At 66.6% G+C, this 20,557-nt stretch carries 12 protein-coding genes; 3 read left to right on the top strand and 9 right to left on the bottom strand.

The features are described 5' to 3' along the window. Positions 1 to 96: 96 nt before the first annotated feature. From AC1RRR_RS14580 to AC1RRR_RS14570, 3 genes are all read right to left on the bottom strand, one after another. Positions 97 to 2,466, bottom strand: a complete 2,370-nt coding sequence (locus AC1RRR_RS14580; RefSeq protein ID WP_492814133.1) for a glycoside hydrolase family 31 protein — start codon at positions 2,464 to 2,466, stop codon at positions 97 to 99. A gap of 107 nt (positions 2,467 to 2,573) precedes the next feature. Then, complete coding sequence (locus AC1RRR_RS14575) at positions 2,574 to 5,507, bottom strand: TonB-dependent receptor (RefSeq protein WP_492814131.1); 2,934 nt, start codon at positions 5,505 to 5,507, stop codon at positions 2,574 to 2,576. Positions 5,508 to 5,745: 238 nt separating this feature from the next. Continuing rightward, positions 5,746 to 5,964, bottom strand: coding sequence for a hypothetical protein (locus tag AC1RRR_RS14570; RefSeq protein ID WP_492814129.1), 219 nt, complete (start codon positions 5,962 to 5,964; stop codon positions 5,746 to 5,748). A 101-nt stretch (positions 5,965 to 6,065) separates the two neighbouring features. On the opposite strand from AC1RRR_RS14570, the gene AC1RRR_RS14565 reads away from it, so the two are divergent. Continuing rightward, complete coding sequence (locus AC1RRR_RS14565) at positions 6,066 to 7,544, top strand: nucleoside hydrolase-like domain-containing protein (RefSeq protein WP_492814127.1); 1,479 nt, start codon at positions 6,066 to 6,068, stop codon at positions 7,542 to 7,544. Here AC1RRR_RS14565 and AC1RRR_RS14560 read toward each other — a convergent pair. From AC1RRR_RS14560 to AC1RRR_RS14545, 4 genes are all read right to left on the bottom strand, one after another. Further along, positions 7,528 to 8,883 carry a pectinesterase family protein gene (locus tag AC1RRR_RS14560; RefSeq protein ID WP_492814125.1) on the bottom strand — a complete coding sequence of 452 codons (1,356 nt, stop codon included), beginning with the start codon at positions 8,881 to 8,883 and terminating at the stop codon, positions 7,528 to 7,530. The two genes, AC1RRR_RS14565 and AC1RRR_RS14560, sit on opposite strands and share 17 nt — an antisense overlap. After that, positions 8,880 to 10,370, bottom strand: coding sequence for a pectate lyase (locus AC1RRR_RS14555; protein ID WP_492814123.1), 1,491 nt, complete (start codon positions 10,368 to 10,370; stop codon positions 8,880 to 8,882). Before AC1RRR_RS14555 ends, AC1RRR_RS14560 begins: the two co-directional genes overlap by 4 nt. Before the next feature lie 207 nt (positions 10,371 to 10,577). Continuing rightward, complete coding sequence (locus tag AC1RRR_RS14550) at positions 10,578 to 14,039, bottom strand: TonB-dependent receptor domain-containing protein (RefSeq protein ID WP_492814121.1); 3,462 nt, start codon at positions 14,037 to 14,039, stop codon at positions 10,578 to 10,580. Positions 14,040 to 14,171: 132 nt separating this feature from the next. After that, positions 14,172 to 14,474, bottom strand: coding sequence for an HU family DNA-binding protein (locus AC1RRR_RS14545; protein WP_492814119.1), 303 nt, complete (start codon positions 14,472 to 14,474; stop codon positions 14,172 to 14,174). Positions 14,475 to 14,837: 363 nt separating this feature from the next. Between AC1RRR_RS14545 and AC1RRR_RS14540 the strand changes: the two genes are divergently transcribed. Both AC1RRR_RS14540 and AC1RRR_RS14535 read left to right on the top strand, forming a co-directional pair. Beyond that, a complete protein-coding gene (locus AC1RRR_RS14540) occupies positions 14,838 to 15,431 on the top strand; it encodes an RNA polymerase sigma factor (protein WP_492814117.1) in 594 nt (197 codons plus the stop codon). Continuing rightward, positions 15,409 to 16,347 (top strand): FecR family protein, encoded by a 939-nt coding sequence (locus AC1RRR_RS14535; protein ID WP_492814115.1) that lies wholly within the window; start codon positions 15,409 to 15,411, stop codon positions 16,345 to 16,347. Before AC1RRR_RS14540 ends, AC1RRR_RS14535 begins: the two co-directional genes overlap by 23 nt. A 116-nt stretch (positions 16,348 to 16,463) precedes the next feature. On the opposite strand, the gene AC1RRR_RS14530 is transcribed toward AC1RRR_RS14535, so the two are convergent. Beyond that, on the bottom strand, positions 16,464 to 19,298 hold the full coding sequence (locus AC1RRR_RS14530; protein ID WP_492814114.1) for a TonB-dependent receptor: 2,835 nt from the start codon (positions 19,296 to 19,298) through the stop codon (positions 16,464 to 16,466). 380 nt (positions 19,299 to 19,678) lie between these two features. Then, complete coding sequence (locus AC1RRR_RS14525) at positions 19,679 to 20,470, bottom strand: IclR family transcriptional regulator (RefSeq protein ID WP_492814112.1); 792 nt, start codon at positions 20,468 to 20,470, stop codon at positions 19,679 to 19,681. Positions 20,471 to 20,557: the final 87 nt, after the last annotated feature.

Here is a 20,557-nt window from a genome sequence, read left to right as displayed (position 1 = left end):
GGGGACCCAAGCCGCGTCAGCGGTGCTCGCTCGGCAGCGCTCCATCCCGAAAGTCAGCTTGGGTCCCCGCTTTCGCGGGGATGAGCGGTGTTGGGGTTAGAAGGCGATGTCTATTGGTGCGCCGCTGTACCGAACGGTCTTCACCCGCTCGCGACCGCCGTCGATCAGCACGACCTTGAACGTCCGCTCCCGCACCATCCCCGGGAAGCTCCCCACCCGCGCGCCGATGGTCAGCTTCCGGCCGCCATCGCTCCACGCCAGCGGTGTCACCGCCCGCTCGCCGCGCTCGTAGGCGTAGCTGTCACCAGCGTCGTCATAGAGCTCGAACTGGCCGTCCGCGCCGGCATAGACCCGCAGCTCCAGCGGCCCCTGCGGATCCTGGTCGGCATAGGTCACCGCCCCACCCAGCGGCAGTATCGCACCAGCCTTCGCATACAGCGGGATCTTCTCCAGCGGCGCGGCGGCGTCCAGCCACTGGCCGCCCGCCAACTTCTTGCCGGTCCAGAAGTCGTACCAGGGCGCGCTCCCCGGCAGGAACACCTGCCGCGAGCGCTGCCCCGCGTTCATCACCGGCGCGACCATCAGCGAAGGCCCGAACAGGAACTGGTCGCCGATGTTCCAGGTCCGCTCGTCGGTCCGCCAGTCCATGACCAGCGGCCGCATGATGGTGTCGGCCTTGTCGGTCACCCGCCAGGCCAGGCCGTAGATGTAGGGCATCAGCCGATAGCGCAGCCGGTCGTAGTCCAGGAGGATCGGCGTCTTATCGCCATAGGCGAACAGGTCGTTGCGGTTGTTCTCGCGCTTGCCGTGGGTGCGGAACAGCGGGTTGAAGACGCCGAACTGGTACCAGCGGACATACAGCTCCTGGAACGCCGGGTCGGTGGTCGCCGGCCCCGTCGGCGGGTTGTCCAGCACGCCGCCGTAGTAGCCGCCGATGTCGGTGGTCCAGTACGGCATGCCCGACAGCGCGAAGTTCAGCCCGCCCTGCATCTGGCGCTGGAACACCGGGAAACCGTTGAGGATGTCGCCCGACCACGAGGCCGCGCCGTAGCGCTGCACGCCGGCGAACGACGAGCGCGACAGGATGAACACCCGCTTGTCGTCGCGCTGCTTTCGCCAGCGGTCCGACACCGCCGCCACGTGGGCCAGCGGGAAGGCGTTGCCGTAGAGCTCGCCCGGTCCGATCGCCAGTTTGCGGCCGTTCAGGGTGCGGTCGGTCTCGGCCATGGTCGGCAGGTGCAGCTCGGGCTCGGAGCCGTCCAGCCAGAACGCGTCCCAGCCCTGGTCGAGCAGCTTGGATCCCAGGTGCGACCAGTAGAGGTCGGCGGCTTCCGGGTTGGTCGGGTCGTACAGCGCCGTGCCGGGGATCAGCCAGCCGCGCTTGTTCATGAGCTTGTAGAGCTGGGACGACTTGGACAGCAGCGGCCACATGCTGAGCATGGTGTGGACCTTGCGCTCACGCAGGGTGTTCAGCAGGCCCGGCACGTCGGGATAGCCGTCGGGCCGGAACTCCGGATCGCCCATCCGGCTCCACCACCGCCAGTCCTGGACGATGACGTCGACCGGGGCGTCGCCGTCGCGATAGCGCTTAGTGACATCCAGCAGCTCCTGGCCGCTGGCATAGCGGTCCATCGACTGGAACAGGCCATAGGCCCAGCGCGGGAATAGCGGCGCCGCGCCCGTCATGTCGCGGTACTTGGCGACGACCTGGTCGAACTCGGGGCCGTAGACGAAGACGTAGTCGATCGCCTGGCCGACATCAGCGGTCAGTGTCAGTTCAGTCGGGAAGCGGTTGTCCAGGGTCGAGGCCGAGGCGGTGTTCCACAGCAGGCCGAAGCCCTCGGTCGACATCATCAGCGGATGGGCGATGTCGGTATTGGCCTGGGCCAGGCGAACCACCGCGCCCTGGTAGTTGAACTGGCCGGACTGGTGCTGGCCCAGGCCGTAGAGCCCCTGGCGCAGGGCCGGGTGGAAGCGCTCGGTGACCTTGTAAGCCTTTGAGCCATCGGACAGCGCCTGGGGTTCGTAGATGCGCGGCCGCTCGCCCATCTCCTGCAGCAGGATGCGGTCGTCGGGGGCCAGGAAGGTCAGGGTCCCGTCGGACAGCGAGATCGAGACGCGCAGGTCGCCGGTCTTCAGCACCTTGGCGACGGCCTTGGCCGTGCCGCCGCCGGCGGCGGTGTTGACGCCCGTGCCGGTCGCCGTCGCGTCGGTCAGGGTCACCGCCTGAGGCATGCAGGGTTTGGAGAACCACGGCTGCTGCGGCGACGAGCCCACCGCCTGGCCGTCGGGGCTGGCCACCACCCGCACCACGCCGTCGGCGCAGACTGACAGCCGCATGACATCGGCCCCGTTGCGGACCTCGACCACCTCGCCGACCTGGCTGACCTGCACCTCGGCCAGGGCTGCGGCCGGCAGGGCCAACATCGCCAGAACCGCCAGTCGAAGCGCCATACGAGGGGCCATGTTCTCAAACCTCGCCGGGAAACAAAGGCGGCGCCGGTCGGGGGGACCGGCGCCGAAGTACGGTTTGCGCAGGAGGGCACACACCGTTGGTGAAGGCTAGCGGGCGGCTAGAAGGTGTAGCGCGCGCCCACGTAGAACTGACGGCCGCCGACCCGGTAGTTCTCGAAACGCTGGGTCGTGGAGTCGATGTACGAGATGTCCTTCTCGTTGCTCAGGTTCAGCGCGTCGACGCTGACCGACAGCTGGTCGGTGACCTTGTACGAGGCCGAGGCGTCGAAGAACGTGGTCGACAGGTTGCCCTGGACATCTTGGTTGTAGCGGCCCGGGACGGCGGTCAGGTACTTGTCGCGATAGTTCACCGACACGCGCGCCTGCACCTTGCCGCGCTCGTAGTAGAGCGTGGCGTTGGCGGCGTTCTTCGACAGGTTCAGCAGCGGCGCGTTGATCTTGGCCGCGCCCGCCGCCGTGGTGGCGAAATAGTCGATGCTGCTATCGACATAGGTGTAGTTGGCCAGCACGCCGAAGCCGCGGAACATGTCGGGCAGGAAGTCCAGCGGCTGCTGGTAGTTCAGCTCGAAGCCCTTCAGCGGACCGCCGGGGGTGTTGATGACGTTGGTGATGCTGAAGTCGTCATTGGCATTGACGCCCGTGCCGTCCAGCAGCGAGACCGGCAGGCCCGTCGACGAATAGGGCGCCACGGTGGTGATGGTCTGAACGTAGGTGCTGATCTTCTTGTAGAAGAAGCCCGCCGACACGATCGTCCCCGACTTCGGATACCACTCGATCGAGAAGTCGGCCGACTTGGCGCGGTAGGGGTCGAGGTTGGCGTTGCCGGTCGAGACCGAGCGCGAACCGCCGGCCACCGAGACGCTGGTCGCCGCCGCCAGGTTGCCCAGGGCCGGACGCGCCATGACCTTGGCCGCCGAGAAGCGGACCTGCAGCTTGTCGGTCGGCTCCAGCACCAGGTTCAGCGACGGCAGGGTGTCGGTGTAGGTCCGCTTGACCGTGGTCATCACGAAGCCGGCGGCGTTCACCGAGGTCGGGACGTTGGTGTAGAAGTTCGAGGTCTGGTTGGTCTCGACATAACGGACACCGACGTCGCCGCGCACCCGCCAGCTTCCGACCTCCTGGTCGAAATTGGCCATGACGTAGCCGGTCTTGTCCTCTTCTTTCACCGAGCGGTTCTCGCCGCGCACGCTGGCGACGGTCTGCGAAAGGGCCGTGCGGCCGGTGTTGGAGTAGATGTTGTAGGCGGCCTGGAAGGCGTCGATGTTCGGCGTCGTCCAGCAGGTCGGGGTCGGCGTCGGCACGTTCATCTTCGCCAGGCCGCAGAACTGCTCGGTCAGGCTTTGGATGGTGTAGCCGGCCGGGATGGCCGGGAAGTTCGCCTCGCCCAGGGCGTAGCGATAGGACTGGGCGCTGAAGTCGTACTGCTTCCAGTTGGCGCCGGCGCGGACCGTCAGGCCGTCGTTGAGGGCGTACTTACCGTTGACCTGGACGGTCTTGTACTTGTTGTCGGTGTAGTTCGGGCGCAGGCGGATTTCGGGACCGGTCGGGCCGGTGCCGCCGGGCTGGGTCACGGTCGGGCCGAAATACCACAGCGACGGGTTGGTGACGTCGAAGCCGTAGTTGATCGCCGGCAGGTACTGGCCCTTGGGCCGGATGTCGATCGAGTAGCCATCGACGTTGAAGCGGTCGATCTGGGTCGAGATGTCGTTGAAGTTGTCGAAGTCCGAGTACGAATAACCGGCGACGCCGTCGATACTGAACTTGTCGTTGAACTTGTGCTCGGCGGTCAGGGTCCACTGGCCGAAGTCGGTCGAGAACTCGTCACGGTTATGCTCCGAGCGCATGTCGACATTGTCGAACAGGCCGTAGAGCATGGTGTTCTTGCTATCCAGGATCATGTCCCGGACCAGCATCTCGGGCTTGCCGCCTTGCGAGGCGCCGCGGGAAAAGCCGATGGCCTCCAGGGGCCAGTCATCGCGGCTGACCTTGTAGCGCGAGAACAAGCCGTCCAGCGTGACCTTGGTGTCGTCGGTCGGCTGCCATTGCAGCGAGCCGGTCAGGCCCAGGCGCTCGGTCTTACCCAGGCCCTGCACGTAGCGCATGAAGCGCGGGTAGTAGGTCGTGGGCGAGCTGGCCAGGGTGTAGATCGAGTTGGCCTTGGCGAAGTCGGCCGCCGGCACGTCGCAGATGCCGCCCGTACCCGTGGTCGGCTTGCACCAGCCGCCGTCGCCATTGCCCTGGTTCCACAGGCCCGAGCTGGACTGCTGGAAGTCGACGGCGGTCTTGGAATAGGCCACCGAGAACAGCGCGCCCAGCTTGTCGTCGGCGAAGGTGTTGGACACCAGCAGCGCCATGCGCGGGCGGGTCTTGCCGGTCTGGTCGTTGTAGCCGGCCTGGGCCGAGGCGGCCAGCTTGAAGCCCTTGTAGTCGAACGGATGGCCGGTCACGAGGTCGACCGTCGCGCCCAGCGAACCTTCTTCCACGTCGGCCGACGGCGTCTTGCGCACGTCGATGCGGTTGAAGAGCTCCGAGGCGAAGACGTTGAAGTCGAAGCCACGGCCACGGTTGGCGCCGCTGTAGCCGTCGGTCGAGGCCTGGGCCTCCATGCCGTTGATGCGCACGCGGGTGAAGTCGGGACCCAGGCCCCGGACGGACAGCGCCCGGCCTTCGCCCTGGTCGCGGCTGATAGCGACGCCGGGAATCCGCTGGATGGATTCGGCCAGGTTGTTGTCGGGGAACTTGGCGATGTCCTCGGCCAGGATCGAGTCGACCACGCCGGTGCTGGTGCGCTTCAGCTCCAGGGCCTTGGCCAGGCTGTTGCGGAAGCCGGTCACCACGACCTCGGTCACGGCGGTGTCGTCGGCCTGGGCCGCGGCTGCGTCTTGCAGGGCTGCGGCGGCCATGGCGGTCGGAGCGGCCGCGCTGCTCGCCGTGGCGATGGCGTCCTCGGCGTGGGCGACGCCGCCCAAGGCCAGCACCAGGGCCAGGCCCGAAACGCCACCCGCCAATTGCTTTTGGAACCTGTCGATCATTTCCCGTTTCCCCTTCGCCGCGCGCTCTCGGCGCGGTCGTTTGCGTTTCCTCGTGACGCTTCTGTCGAGCGCCTCGTCGTCTTGAAGTCCGACGCCCGGAAACACGCCCCGGGCGGAAAGCGGCGACGTCGGCCGGAAAGGAAGCCGACGCCGCCTTAGACACGGCCCCAACCCCGAGAGGAGGTCTGGGATGGCGCCGTATTCGCTGTTCGCTGAACAAAAGCGTTATCAAAGGACATCAATCGAAATCAATCGAAAACGTATTGATGGCGAAAGATATGTCTGAGGAATGGGTTTTCGGGGCCAGGCGGCGCTGCGCGATCCCGCCGCCCAGCGCGTTCTGGCAAGGAATTTCAAGGCGAAAGCACCATTCCCAGATGATGGGAACAGCGACTTTCGTTTTCCTTTCTTTTCGATTGAACCGCGCGAAATCCGCGTTGACCCCCACCTTGGCCATCGGTACCTGTTGCGCCAGCCAAGGCGCATGAGCGCCAGAAAGAGGACCCAGATCCCGGAGCGCCGGGACCACGAAGGTCCGAACGGGGAAAGGATTCGCGCATGACGGGATTTGCTTCGCTAGCCGCCGGGCTGCGTACGGGCGTCAGCCTGGCCATCATCGCCGCCCTGACGGCCTCGCCGGTCATGGCGGCCCAGGCGCCGGCCGCTCCCGCCCCATCGCAGTCGCCACTCAAGGCCGCGCACGAAAAGCCGCGCCTGTTCGTGCTGACCGACATCGGCGGCGACCCCGACGACCAGGAGTCGATGGTCCGCCTGATGACCTATGCCAACCAGGTCGACATCGAAGGCCTGGTCGCCACCACGGTGAAGGGCGAGGTCAATCCGCAGCTGATCACCCACATCGTCGACACCTACGGCCAGGTCCGCGACAATCTCGAGCAGCACGAGAAGGGCTTTCCCACGGCGGACGCGCTGAAGGCGACGATCTCCCAGGCCCTGGTTCCGGACGGCAAGACCGCGATCGGCGCGGGCAAGGACTCGCCCGGCTCTGATCTGCTGATCAAGGCTGTCGACCGCGATGATCCGCGTCCGGTCTGGGTGACCGTCTGGGGCGGCCCCACCGTGCTGGGCCAGGCCCTGTGGAAGGTGCGCAACACCCGCTCCAAGGCGGCGCTGGCCAAGTTCGTCTCGAAGCTGCGCGTCTATGCGATCTCGGACCAGGACGACAGCGGCCCCTGGATCCGCCGCGAGTTCCCGGACCTGCACTACATCGTCAGCCCCGGCGTCTCGTTCCACATGTCGACCTGGATCGGCATCGGCGGCGACAATTTCCACGGCCGCTTCGGCGGAGCGAACGAATATCTCGTCAGCAACGAATGGCTGAACGCCAACATCCGCGCCAAGGGCCCGCTGGGCGCGGCCTATCCCAGCTGGAAGTTCCAGATGGAGGGCGACACCCCGTCGTTCCTGAACCTGATCGACAACGGCCTGTCCGATCCCGACCACCCCGAATGGGGCGGCTGGGGCGGCCGCTACGAGCTCTACACCCCGCGCAAGGAGCGCTGGTTCCTGGAGCCCGAGACCCGGCCGATCTGGACCAACGCCATGGACGAGGTCTATGGCCGCGACGGCGAGTGGCACACCACCGCCCAGGCCACCGTGTGGCGCTGGCGCGAGGCGTTCCAGAACGACTTCGCCGCCCGCATGGACTGGACGACCAAGCCCTACAAGGAAGCCAACCACCCGCCAGTCCCCAAGCTGGAGACCCCGGACTACATCATCGCCAAGCCCGGCGACCGGGTGGACCTCAGCGCCGTCGGCTCCAGCGATCCGGACGGCGACGCCCTGTCCTACGAGTGGTTCTGCTACGAGGAGGCCGGCACCCGCGGCATGACCAGCTCGGCCTCGGGCGTGAAACTGGACATCAACAACGCCGACCAGCCCAAAGCCTGGCTGACCGTGAAGACCAACCGCGTCGTGCCGCCCGGCACGGGGACCATGCACATCATCCTGGCCGTCACCGACCACGGCTCCCCGCGCCTGACCCGCTACAAGCGGGTGATCATCGACGTGAAGTAGGCAGGCTGGTCCGCGCGAAGGCCGTCTTCGCGACGGCCTCCGTACCGATCACCGTACCCTGCGCGAAGTCGAGACGCGCGGGGGCGCCGGCCGTTTCGAAGGTGAGGGTGTTGGTCCCGCTGCCCTCGACATACTTGCCGGCCTGACCGCTGGCCGAGACCAGCCGTGGCGCGCCCTTGACCGTGACCAAGCGGTCGAAGGTCAGCTTCGCCTGGCCGCCCTCGGCAGCGACGGCGATGACGCGCGGGCCGTCGGCGCGCTCGGGGTTCCAGGTCCCGGCGAAGGTCCAGGCCGCGTCGATCTTGGCCGCCTGGGCCTTGCTCACGTTGTCGGCCATCCAGGCGTAGTCACCGCCGGCGCGGTGGCTGTTGCTGAAGTAGCGGCGCTCGCCCCACTTGGTCTCGGCGGCAGCAACGCGGTTGCGCTCGATGTCGGCCGGGCTGGGGGTCCCGCCGTCCAGCGGATAGATCACCTGATAGGTCGGCTTGTCGCGCATGCGTTCTGAGAAGGCGCAGTCGAGGAAATAGAACTGGGCGTCGCGGTGATGGCGGCCCAGATAGAAGTTCGGCGGACCGTCGAACGTGCAGCCCTTCATGACGAACTTCTTGTCGGCATTGCCGCTGCCATCGTGCCAGACGGCGGCCTCGGCGCGGGGGTAGATCTGGACGATCTCGGAATCGGCCATGAAGCACCAGCCGCGCGGACAGACGAAGTCCACCGCGCCGGTGATCCGCAGATCGGTGTGGTAGTAGCGCCCGCCGTCGGGGCTGAGCGGCGTGGCGCCCGGCGCTTCCGACAGGCCGTCCTCGGCCTTGGACTTGCCGGTCCGCCACAGCGCCAGGGTGTCGGCGCCCAGGCTGAGCAGGTCGGCGTCCTGGATGATCGTGCGGTCGGCGCGGCCCAGCACCGCGAAGGCGTGCGGGCCAGCCTGGGTGACGATGTTGTGCACCGTCATGTGCTCCAGGACGAAGTCGTGGGCGGTGGCCGCGATATTGACCACCCCCTGGCCGATCTCGTCCTTGGCGTCGTTGGCCGGCCGGTTGGCCTGCAGCCGCACGCCCAGCCGGCTCTCGCCACGCAGGGTCACATAGGGCGCGTCGACCCGCACGGCCTCGTCGTAGAAGCCGTTGCGGACCAGGATAACCTTGCGCTCGCGGTTGTCGGGGGCAATCGACTTCAGCGCCGCCGCGATTGTGCTGAACTGGCCCGAGCCGTCCTTGGCCACCACGATGTCGGGGGCCAGGGCGTAGGTCGCCGGGGCCGGCGTCGCGGCCCGCGCCGCCATCGGCAGCGCCGAGATGCCGGCCAGCGCCACGCGGCGCGTCATCGAGAAGGTCATGCTGTCTGGGTCCGCAGATAGGTGATCAGGCGCGCCATGTTGTTGATATAGGCGCCGGTGGAAATACCCATCGGGCCGCTGGGCAGGGTGAAGGGCGAGGTGTCCCAGGCATCCCCGACCTGGCCGACATCGACGAAGCCGGCGGGCGGCTTGTCCGGACCGGGTCCCTGATAAGGATGGCTGGTCGTGCGCAACTCCACGGGCCAGTAGCCCTCGGCGTTCAGACCGCCGACCAGCTCGGCCACGGCCGCCGCGCGCTTGCCGTCGGCGACCGTGACGTTCAGGTCCGACCCGCCGACATGGCTGATCAGATAGGGCGGCAGCAGCGACGGCCCGCGCCCCATCAGGGTCGAGGCCTTGGTCGCCTCCTCCGGCGACATCGCCGCGACGCGCTCGTAGCGGGCGCGCAGGGACGCGACGTTGATGTGCTTCTCCGCCCGCGTGTCTTCGGTGTTGAAGTCGGCCCAGAACTTGCCGTTCTGGCTGTTCGAACCGCTGCGGTGGCCGCCCAGAAGCTTGCCGGTCGAAGGATCGTAATTGCGGTAGAAGTTGCGCCCGTCGGGTCCGCGCTTGTCGGCCGGGATCTCGACGCTGGTCAGCCAGTCCAGCGCCTCGGGCACGCGGACCAGGTACTTCCGTTCGCCGGTCTGCTGGTAGTAGTTGATGAGCTGCACCACCGCCGCGGCCGTGCCGTGCGGGGTGATCGAGACGGGCTCGTAGGTACGGCCGGTCGCCGGCTTCAGATCGAGCGAATACTGCATGGCCCAGCCCGGCGTCGGCTGCGGCTGCTGCAGGGCGATGATCAGCGCCATGCCGCGCTTGAGGGGTTCGCGGACCCGCTCGTCCTTCAGCTGCTGCAAGACGAGCAGCAGGAAGTCGATGTTCTCCTCGGCCACCTCGTCGTTCATCGTGATGAAGCCGGTGTAGTCGGGGCGGCCCTGCTTGGTGAACTCGCCCATGCGCGGCCAACGCTGGGGCCAGCCGCCGCTCGGATATTGGCTCTTCAGGACGAAATCGACGGCCTTGTCGACGGCGGCGCGGTACTTGGGATCACTCTTCTCCAGGCAAAGGCGCAGCAGGAAGCGACCGCACTCGACCGTCACATGGTCGTCGAAGGTGGCGTTGCCGTAATAGTGCTGGAATTCCTCCAGCCGCCAGCCGTTGGTCCCGATCGTCTCGTACCACCGCTTCAGCGAGGCCTCGCCGGCGAAATCGATGATGTAGTTCCAGCCGCCCGATGGATGCTGGCCCGCGATCAGGGCGGCGGCCGACTGCTCGGCGGCCTTGTAATAGGCCTCGTCGCCGGTGGCGTGATAGGCGTCGAGGAAGATCTGGCCCATCTCGGGCGTGCCCGGCGCCTGGGTCCAGACCATGGACGGATAGGCCTCCATCTCGCCCCAGCGGCGCGAGAGGTCCGGCAGGTAGGACCAGACATAGCCGCCATGCACCGCGACCTTGTCGGTCATGAAGCGGGTGGCCCGAGCCATGGTCGCCTTGACCTGTTCGGGAGTCGGCCCTGTCGCCGCCTCCGCAGCGCTTCCCAGGAAAGGCAAGGCCGCCACGGAGCCCAGCAAGGTGCGTCGCGAGAACATTCCACACTCCACCAAAAAGCTCGACGCCGGCGATGGGGATCGCCGGCGTCGCTCTGGAACCCGGACCGTTGGAGGCGGCCCGGGTCATGAGAGGAAGTCAGCCTAGAACTTGTAGCGGACACCCAGACGATAGTTCGGGCCGCTGGCGCCGTACGACTGGATCACCGGATCGGTGTAGCTGTAGCGGGTCGCCTTTTCGTCGGTGATGTTCAGCGCCTCGAAGGTGATGCTGACCTTCTTGAGCGGCGACCAGCGCACCGACATGTCGACATTGGTGGTCGCAGCCGACGAGCCGAACTCGTTGATCAGCGGGCTGTCGCACGCCGCGCCGTTCGACTGCAGACCGGGGTCGCAGTTGCCGGCGGTCAGCGGGTAGGTCGTCTTGTAGGCGTCGCGCTTGGCCACCGAGACGCGGGCGTTGAACTTCTCGGTCTCGTAGTAGAGCGTGAAGTTCAGGCCCTTGGGCGAGGCGCCCAGCCACGGGCCCTTGCCATAGGTCGGGGCCTTGGTGACCGTGCCGGCGCCGGCCACCACGGTGCCCGGATCCAGGATGTAGGTCAGCTGGGTGTCCAGCTTGGTCATGTTGAACTGGACGCCCAGGTTCTTGAAGTACCAGGGCAGGAAGGTCAGGTCCTGCTGGAAGTTGAACTCCCAGCCCTGCAGGTAGCCGCCGGGCGCGTCGCGGACCTGGCGGGCCAGGACCGGGTTATTGGCGTCGATATAGGCGCGACGCAGGACGTCGGCGCCGGTCTCGCCCGGGAACTGCAGCTTCAGGGCCGCGATGGCGTCGGCGTCCAGGAACTGGGTCAGCGGCGCTTCATAGAAGACGGTCTGCGGGAAGCTGGAGATATCCTTGCGGAAGTAGCCCAGGCTGATCAGGCCGCCCTTGTTGAAGTACCACTCGGCGGCGATGTCATAGGCCTCGCCGCGGAACGGCGAGAGCTTGGTGTTGCCGACCGTGATGGTGCCGCCGATGCTGGAGCCGTCGCCCGGGATGCTGATGCCGGTGATGGCCGGCGACAGGTTGCCCAGCAGCGGACGGGCCATGACCTTGGCCGCCGCGGCGCGGATGTAGAGGTTGTCGTAGGCTTCCCAGGTGATGTTCCCGGACGGCAGGGTGTCGGTGTAGTGGTTCTCGCCGGTGATGCGACGACCAGCGGTCGTCTCACCGTAAGCGAGAACGTCGGTTTCCGCCTGGCGCACGCCGACGTTACCGAACAGGCGACGGCCGCCCCAGACTTCGTAGTCGAAGTTGAACTGCGCGTAGTACGACAGGTTCTTCTCGGTCACGCCGAAGGTGGCGGTGCGGTTGCGCTTCCGCGTGATCGTGAAGTCGCCGAACTTGTTGATGCAGTTGCAGTCGAAGCCGAAGACGTTGCTGAACGCCTCCATGTTCGGAACGATGAAGCTGGTCGTCGAACCGGCCGGCACGTCCAGGCCGTTGCCGAACTCGATCACCTGGCTCAGCGACGCCACCGAGACCTTGGCTTCCTTTTCGGTCGGGTTCAGCAGGTCGTTGTTGCGCTCGTACTGGTCGGTCGAGAACTTGAACTCACGCTTGGTGATGCCGGCCTTGATCGTCCAGTGATCGTCGAGCTCGTAGGTGACGTCGATCTTGCCGCCCGTGTAGTCGTTGATCGTCGTGCGCCGATAGTGGCGCATGCCCGAGAAGCCCTTGATGATGCCCCAGTTCTTCGGGTCGGCGGCGTTGAAGCCGGCGTCGAACTTGGGCATGCCCGTCGCGCCGCGCTCGTCGAAAACGAACGGGCCCTGGACGTCCATGGCGTTGAACTCGACCAGGGTGCCGACGTTGACGTTCTCCGAACGCGAGGTCCCCAGCGAAGCCGTGGCCTTCAGCTTGTCGCTGAACTCGTGGTCGACCGTGGCCGACACCTGGCGGAAGTCGGTGGTGTAGGCGCCGCGGTCGGCGGCCGAACGCCAGTCGACATTGCCCAACTTCAGATACTCGGCGTTCTGGCCCACGACGTCGGCGTCCAGCACCTTGACCGCCGGGCGGCCGATCAGCTGGCCGCGGAACGGCAGGGACGAGGCCGGACCGGCGTAACCGGGCGAGGCTGGGTTGGTGTAGTACTCGTAGGCGTCCAGGTTGTTGGGGTTGTAGCTGAAGGTGTAGCCCGGCAGCGGGTTATTGCCGTTCAGCGCCTGGCCGCAGTCGGTGCCGGGCGCGAGCTCGGTCTCGGCGGCGGCGGTGCAGGTGCCGGGATACAGCGCGCGACGCTGGGCGTCGGTGAACGGCGTGCCGGCGCGCGCCGTGGCCGTCGGGACGTTGGCGCCGTACTGATAGCTGGCGTTGGTGTTGTTGCGGTTCAGGCCGACCGGACCCAGCTGGTAGTTGGTGCTGGTGCTCTCGAACTTCGAGTACAGGCCGTCCACCGTCAGGCGCGTGCGCTCGGCCAGCTGCAGCTGGAACGAACCCGTCAGGCCCAGACGCTCGGTCTCGACATTGCGCTGCTGGATCGACGGCAGGGCCGGGAAACGAACCAGCGAGTTGTTGCAGCCCGGGCTGGTGGGGGTGAGGCCCGCCACCGGGGCCGAGGTCACCGCCGCGCAGCCCGGATAGAGTTTGGCGTAGGCGACCGGGTCCGAACCGGTCATCGCCGCATAGGCGTCCGGATTGGCCATCGGGTTGTAGTAGTTGGCCGGATTGGCCTTGTAGGCGTCCAGGGCCGAGCCCGTCAGGGTGGTCGGGATCAGGGCGCTGAACACCGTGCCGGTCGGCGCGGCGAAGCCGGCGCGGCCGGGCAGTTCGTCACCGGTCCAGGTCGAGCCGCGATAGACATAGTCCGACGAGCCGGTGCCGCGGGCGTAGTTGTCGTCCTCGGAATTGCGCTTGGCCCAGGCGGCCGAGACCAGCACGCCCAGCTTGCCGTCGAAGAAGCGGTCGGAGAACAGGCCGGTGATGCGCGGCGCGTGCTTCTTGCCGTTCTGGTAGTAGGAGTCCTCGGCCGAGAAGGCCGCGGCGCTATTCTTGTAGTCAAACGGCCGACCGGTGATCAGGTCGACGGTCGCGCCCAGCGAGCCTTCGTCGGCCTCGGCCGAAGACGACTTGCGCACGCGCACCGAGCTGAACAGCTCCGAGGCGAAGGCGTTGAAGTCGAAGGCGCGCGAACGGTTCGGACTGGAGCCGGCGTCGTTGGCCGCGCCGGTCGACAGCGCTTCCATGTTGTTGATCCGCACACGGCTGAAGTCACCCGACAGGCCGCGCACGCTGATGGTGCGGCCTTCGCCGTTGTCGCGGTCGATCGAGATGCCCGGCAGGCGCTGCAGCGACTCGGCCAGGTTGGAGTCGGGGAAGTCGGCGATGTCCTCGGCGTTGATGGCGTCCATCATCACGTCCGAGTTCTTCTTCAGGTTCAGCGCGCTTTGCAGAGCGGCGCGGTAGCCCGTGACGACGACCTCGGTGACGGTGTCGGACGTAGTGGCCGGCGCGGCGGCCGTATCCTGGGCGGCCGCGAAGCTCGGCGCGGCGGCGACGAAGGCGGCGGTGGAGATGCTGGCGAGCAGCAGGGCTCGCTTCTTGTGGTGGTCTCGATGGATGGTCATTTAGGTTTCCTCCCCAATCTGACTTTTCGACTCCGGGCGGCGGATGTTTCTCTGTCCGTCCCTTCGCCTGTTGATGGCCCCTAGTCGGCCGTGGTCCGTCGGCTGGCGTTCACGCCCTGCGGTGCGTGGCGGTCAGTCGACATCGTGATCTTTCCGGGTGGCGTTCAGCTCCCGCACCAGCTGGCGGTCAGGGCGAAACAGCACGGTGCGCTCGCCGCCCAGTTCGCGGGTCTGGCCGCTGGTCGGATTGACGAGGGCGCGAGGCCGGGTCTGGTGGATGGTCAGTTCGCCGATGCTCGGCACGTCCAGGCTGTGGCCGTCCAGCAGCGCCTGGCGCATGCGGTTCAACAGCGCCTGGACCAGCACGTCGCTGACCTCGCGATCCATGCGCGAGAAATCCATGAAGGGTTGGACGAAGCCGCCATCAACGCGCATGGGCGCCCCGCTCAATCGAGGCGATCCGCGCAAGGCGATCTATATGGCTCAGGGCTCGCAATTGGCCCGCCTCCCCTTCCCTAATCGGCGAAAACGCCGCTTTCCCGATTGGACACCGGTGTCACTTGTTTCGACATAAACATGCCGAATTTAAATCGGAAAGAGAAAAGTTACCGGTCACATGCGATTTATAGGGCAAATACTTGCTTAGAATTGCCCCAAACCAAGATCAACGAATGAGCCAAACCGATCCGCACAACAAAGATGTCCGAACGGCGATTTTTTTGTTGGCGCATTGAACCGGCGGCCGCGAACCCGCATCGTCGGCGGCATAAGACGGCGCGTGACTTATAGGGAGGGGCCGTGGCGAAACCGCACCGGCCGAGCGCCGACAACGACGTGCGAACGTGGAGCGGCCAGTCGGCCTTCCGCGAGAGCTACTGCGATGACTGGGAGGACCTGCGCCGCTTTCTGCGGGCGCGGTTCGGCCCCGGCCCGCCCGAGCCCGAGGACCTGGCGCAACAGGCCTTCGTCAAGCTGGGCGAGCGGCCGGCGGACCAGGACCACGAGAGCCCTCGGGCCTTCGTGTTTCGCGTGGCCATCAATCTCGCGCGCGACGCCTTGCGACGTCAGAAGATGGCATCCCGCCTGGTGTCGGCCTCCGCGCCGGCGCTGGAGGCGGACGCCGAACCTGACGCCGAGCGGACCATCATCGCCAAGCAGGAGCTGGGCGTGCTGAGCCGCGTTGTCGAAGGCCTGCCTCCGCGTCACCGCCGCTTCCTGGCGGCCAACCGCGTGGCCGGCCAAAGCTTTGCCGAGATCGCTCGCCAGAACGGCGTGTCCGAGGCGTTGGTGCGGAAAACGGTCGGGGAAGCCGTCGCCGCCTGCCAGCGCGCCATCGCGGGCGGTCAGATAGACTTTCGAGGATTGTCTCGTGAACGCAACCGTCGCGCCTGACGACGACATCGAGGGAAAGGCCCGCGACTGGGCCCTGACCGTGTTCGGCGAGCGCCTGTCGCCCGAGCGCGCCGACGACCTGCGCGACTGGCTGGCCGCCGATCCTCGCCATGTGCAGGCCTATGACCGGGCCGAGCAGTTGATGCTGGCCCTGAGCAGCGTCGACGTCCTGGCCCACGAGCAGCGCCCGACGCGCGCCCCGGCTTGGCGCTGGATCGCCGCCGCCGGCCTGCCGCTGGCCGCCTGCCTGGCGATCGGCATCGGCTTGGCGACGCGCCCGCCCGAGATCCTGGAGAGCGGCCGCGTGGTGCGCACCGCCACGCTCAGCGACGGCAGCGTCGCGACCCTGGCCCCCGAGACCCGCCTGCGGAAGGTCGGCCTGCTGGGCGGTCGCCATTACGTGCTCGAGCGCGGCGAGGCGCTGTTCGACGTCCGCCACGCTCAGGGCCGCAAGTTCCAGGTCGAGGCCGGCGAGACGGAAGTCACCGTGCTGGGCACCCGCTTCGAGGTTCGTCATGCGCCCAGTGGCGAGATCGGCGTGGCGGTCGAGCACGGCCGCGTCGCCGTGCATCGTGACGAGGGCGGCCCCGCCTTCGACGCCGTCCTGGCGCGCGGTGACAGCGTCACCCTGGATGCGGCCGGCGCCCACCGGGCCAAGCTGGCCGATCCCGCCGCCATCGCCAGCTGGCGTCAGGGTCGCTTGAGCTATGTCTCGGCCCGCCTGACCGACGTGGCCAGCGACATCGGCCGTTTCTCGGCTGTGCGGGTGGTCGCCGCCCCCGGCGCGGCCGACCTGCGGGTGACCGCCAGCTTCCGCGCCGACCAGTCGCGCGTCTTCGTCGCCAACCTGCCCACCGCCCTGCCGGTCACCGTGCGCCCGCGCGCCGACGGTGTGCTGGTGGTCTCGCCGCGCTAGAACAAAAGAAAGCCGGCGAGGCGGACCTCACCGGCTTCAGTCATGCCTGTGTGCGGGGGAGTGCTCACAAACATCAGGGATGAGGGGCGGGAGAGATCCCCTCCCGCCGGCAGCGCCTAGAACTTGCCGCGCACGCCGAACTTGATGGTCCGGCCGTTGTACTTGGCGTAGTCCATGCGGGTCTTGCGGCCGTTGCCGTAGCGGCCGCTGACGTCGTCGAAGAAGTCGTACTGCAGGGCGTTAGCCAGGTTCAGCGCGTCGAGGCGGACCTCGATGCTGTCATTGACCTTGTAGGTCACGTTGCCGTCTAGGAAGCCGGCGCCCGAGTGCCAGCGCTGCAGGTCCGAGCCGTTGTTGGACGTCTCGATGATGTTCTTGGCCTTGTAGTTGTACGACAGGCGCACCCCGAACGGACCCTTCTCGTAATAGCCCGTCAGGCTGTACGAGTACTTGGGCACCGTGTTGACGTTCAGGATCTTGCCGCCCGTCGTCGTGTAGTCGAAGCCCGACGTGTTGACGTGGGTGAAGCTGGCCAGGGCGCCGAAGCCGCTCCAGAAGCCGGGCAGGAAGTCGAACGACTGCTGATAGGCCAGCTCGTAGCCGTCCAGCTTGATCGTGCCCTGGTTATAGAAGGTCGACAGGGTGATCGGCAGGTTCGGGTCGATCTTGCCGGTCGCCGGGTTCTGGAAGATCGGCGCCAGGGCCGCGTCGGGCAGGCCCAGCGACGAGAACGGCACGTTGATATTGGTCGAGACGGTGGTGTCCTTCAGCTCCTTCCAGAAGAAGCCGGCGCTGAGGATGCCGCCGCGGCCGAAGTACCACTCCACGCCGGTGTCGTAGTTGGTCGCGGTCTGCGGCAGCAGGTTGGGGTTACCGGCCGTGGCGCGGGTCTCGTAGATGTTGGGGATCACGGTGTTGGCGGCGATGATCGACAGCGAGGCGCGAGTGATCGTCTTGCCCCACGAACCCCGCCAGATCAGCTTGTCGTTCAGGTCGTAGGCGAAGCTGGCCGACGGCAGGGTGTTCTTGTACGAGCCCTGGGCCTCGTTCGGCTGATAGGTCGTCACGCCGTTGTTGGTCTGGCGCAGATAGTTGTCGATGTGGGTGTCGGTCTCCGAGTAGCGGACGCCGACATTGACGCGCAGCTCGCGGTCCAGGACCTGGCCCTTCAGGTCGCTCTGCACGAAGGCGGTCTTGACCGTTTCCTCGGCTCCGAACGAGGCGTTGAAGTCGACCGGTGTGGCCTTGGCTGTGCCGATCGGGTCGAAGGTGCTCATCACGTAGTCGCGGCCGAACACCGCCCACTGCTGCGGATAGCCCGAGCCGATCACCAGGTTGTCGATCGGCACCTCGCGCAGCATGGCGCCGCGCAGGGTGGCCGCGCCCAGGGCCGCGATCTTGGCGGTGCCGGCGGCGGTGGCGTTGCGCTTGGTGGTGGTCTTCTTGGTCGAGACGTACGTGAAGCCGCCCTTCAGGTGACCCTCGATGCCGAACACGCCGTAGTCGTAGTCGGCGAACAGCTTGGCCGTCTTTTCCTTGTCGACCTCACGCCGCCAGTCGAAGCCGACGCCGAAGTCCTCGTAGTTGGCCGGGTCGGTGAAGTCGACGCCGGGCGCCGACAGGGCCGGATAGACGTGATCGTCCGTGTACTTGATGGTCGTGGTGACGCCGTACAGGTTCGAGATCAGGCGGTTGCCGGTGAAGAAGGCGTCGCTTTCGCTCAGGCTGCCCTGGGCGGTAACCTTCAGCTTGTCCGTGGCCTGATAGGCGGCGTTGAACGACGCCATTTTGAACTCGGTCTGGGAGTCGTAATAGTAGCTCTCGCCCAGGTACGAGGTGTTGCCGAACGTGCCTTCCAGCAGGTTGGACTTCGGATCCAGCGTCACATTGATCGGCACGAAGCCGTTGTGACCCGGCGCGCCCGGCTTGGCGGTCGGGATGGTGGTGCGCGAGTTCCGGATCGGCAGGCCGAAGGTGTATTCGTCCAGCGAGTCCTGCAGCTTGGAATACAGGCCGTCGACGCTGATGTTCAGCTTCTCGTTCTGATACTGCAGCGAGCCGACCGCGCCGGTGCGCTCGCGCGTGTTTTCACCGCCGTAGTAGCGGTAGAAGCGCGGCAGATAGCCGTTCTCGATCTGGGCCTGGGTCAGCGCGCCGCGGTTGTAGCGCGGGTCGGCGAAGTCGAACGCGAAGGCGAACTGGCCCTTGTTGGGCGACAGGCTGGCGAGGGCGTGGCTGTTGTAGCCGCCGGTGGCCTCGAAGCCGGAACGGTTGTTCACGCTCTTGGAATGGGCCACGGCGAACAGCGCGCCGAAATTGCCCCAGGTGTTGGAGAACAGGGCGAAACCGGCCGGGTCCAGGTGCTTGGACTTGTCGTTGTACGAGCCCACGACCTGGTAGCGAATGTTGCGGCCGGCCTTGTCGAACGGACGCGGCGTCTGCAGGTCGACGACACCGCCGATGCCGCCTTCTTCCAGCTCGGCCAGCGGCGTCTTGTAGAAGTCGACGCGGCCGAACAGTTCCGAGGCGAAGACGTCGTAGTTGAAGTCGCGCGACGAGCCGCCGACATTGCCCGACGAGGTCGTGCGGACCGGGGCGCCGTTGATGGTGGTGACGTTGTAGTCCGAGCCCAGGCCGCGGATCGAGATGCGCTGGCCCTCGTTCGACGCGCCGTCACGGCTGAGATACACGCCCGGAATACGCTGCAGGGCTTCGGCGACGTTGGCTTCGGGGAACTTGCCGATGTCCTCGGCGACGATGGAGTCGCGGACGACGATGGCGTCCTTCTTCAGGCCCAGCGACTTTTGCAGCGAGGACCGGAAGCCGGTGACGATCACCTCCTCCACGGTGTCCTGGCCGGCCGCCGGCGCCGCCGTTTGAGCCCACGCGTTGGTGGCGACGCCGCCCAGGCCAGCGGCCAGAATCGTCGTCAGCAGAAGTTGCTTCTTCATTGGTCCCTCCCCGTCGCGGTCATTCGCCGCGCAGTTTTCCCCTCCCCGCCCGGCGTGCCCGAGGGGGTTGCCCGCCGTTGGCGGAGCATTTCAAAAATCGAACTGGAGACGCGTTATGCGTGATGGCGCGGACTAGCCGCGCCGCAGTGCCCTAGACATGTTTCCTCGCATTCGAGCTTTTCGCTTCTGTCGATAGGCGTAACACATATCGAAGCGAGTCCACATATATCGGAACGACGTTTGTCTGATTTTTTCGCCGCTGAAATGTTTCGACAGGCGCCGTTGCACGCCGGCCACATCAGACCTCAGAGCATTTGACATACGAAAACACGCGCGCGGTCGCCCGCGCGCGTGCTCAAAGGATTCGAAAGGAAGGGGGATCAGCGGTAGCCGAACTCGGCGCTGATCTTTTGGGTGGTTTCCTTGACGTAGTCAGCCACGGCCTCGATCCGCGCGTCGTCCATGTACTGGGCGATCGAGGACACCGAAACGGCCGCGATGATCTTGCCGCCCATGTCGCGGATCGGCGCGGCCACACAGCGGATGTGGTCCTCGTTCTCGTCCAGATCCATCGTGTAGCCCAGGCTGCGATAGCGGGCCATGACGTCCAGCCACTGGCGCAGGTCGTAGCGATAGCGCGGGAAGATCGTCGCCTCGCGCAGGAACACCTCGCGCAGGACCTCTTCACTCTCGTCCAGCAGCAGGGCCTTGCCCAGGCCCGTATGGCGCAGCGGCTGGCGCTCGCCGATCACGCAGCGCACCTCGATGCGGCGGGTGCCGGGGATCTTGTCGATATAGTGGACCTGGTCACGCTCCAGCACGCCCAGGTTCACCGTGTCGCCGGTGTCGACCGACAGCTGGCGCAGGTGATCATGGCTGACCCGGGTCAGCGTGATCTGCTGCGAGGCCGCGTAGCCCAGCTCGAGGAGCTTGGTGCCCAAGGCGTAGCCCTCGCGCGTCGAGAACGACAGGAAGCCGGCCTCGACCAGGGTCGAGGCCAGGCGGTGCACCGTCGTCTTATTGAGGTCCAGCGACTTGGCCATCTTACCGAGCGTGGTGTCGCCCTTGGCCACCCGGCTCAGAACCTCGAGCCCCTTGAAGAGGGTCTGGGCGCCGGCATTGGCCCGCGCCGACGCGACCTCTTCCACATCCGCCGTGGCGATGTCCTTCATATCAACCGTTCATGCTGGCCCGATGGCGACATTGCCCAGGGCCGTCCCGAATAGTGATACGCCCCTCGCAGGGCAATACAAGCCTGA

The sequence above is a fragment of the Caulobacter sp. GW821-FHT12D05 genome (assembly GCF_058807295.1).
This window is presented reverse-complemented; position numbering and strand designations above follow the sequence as displayed.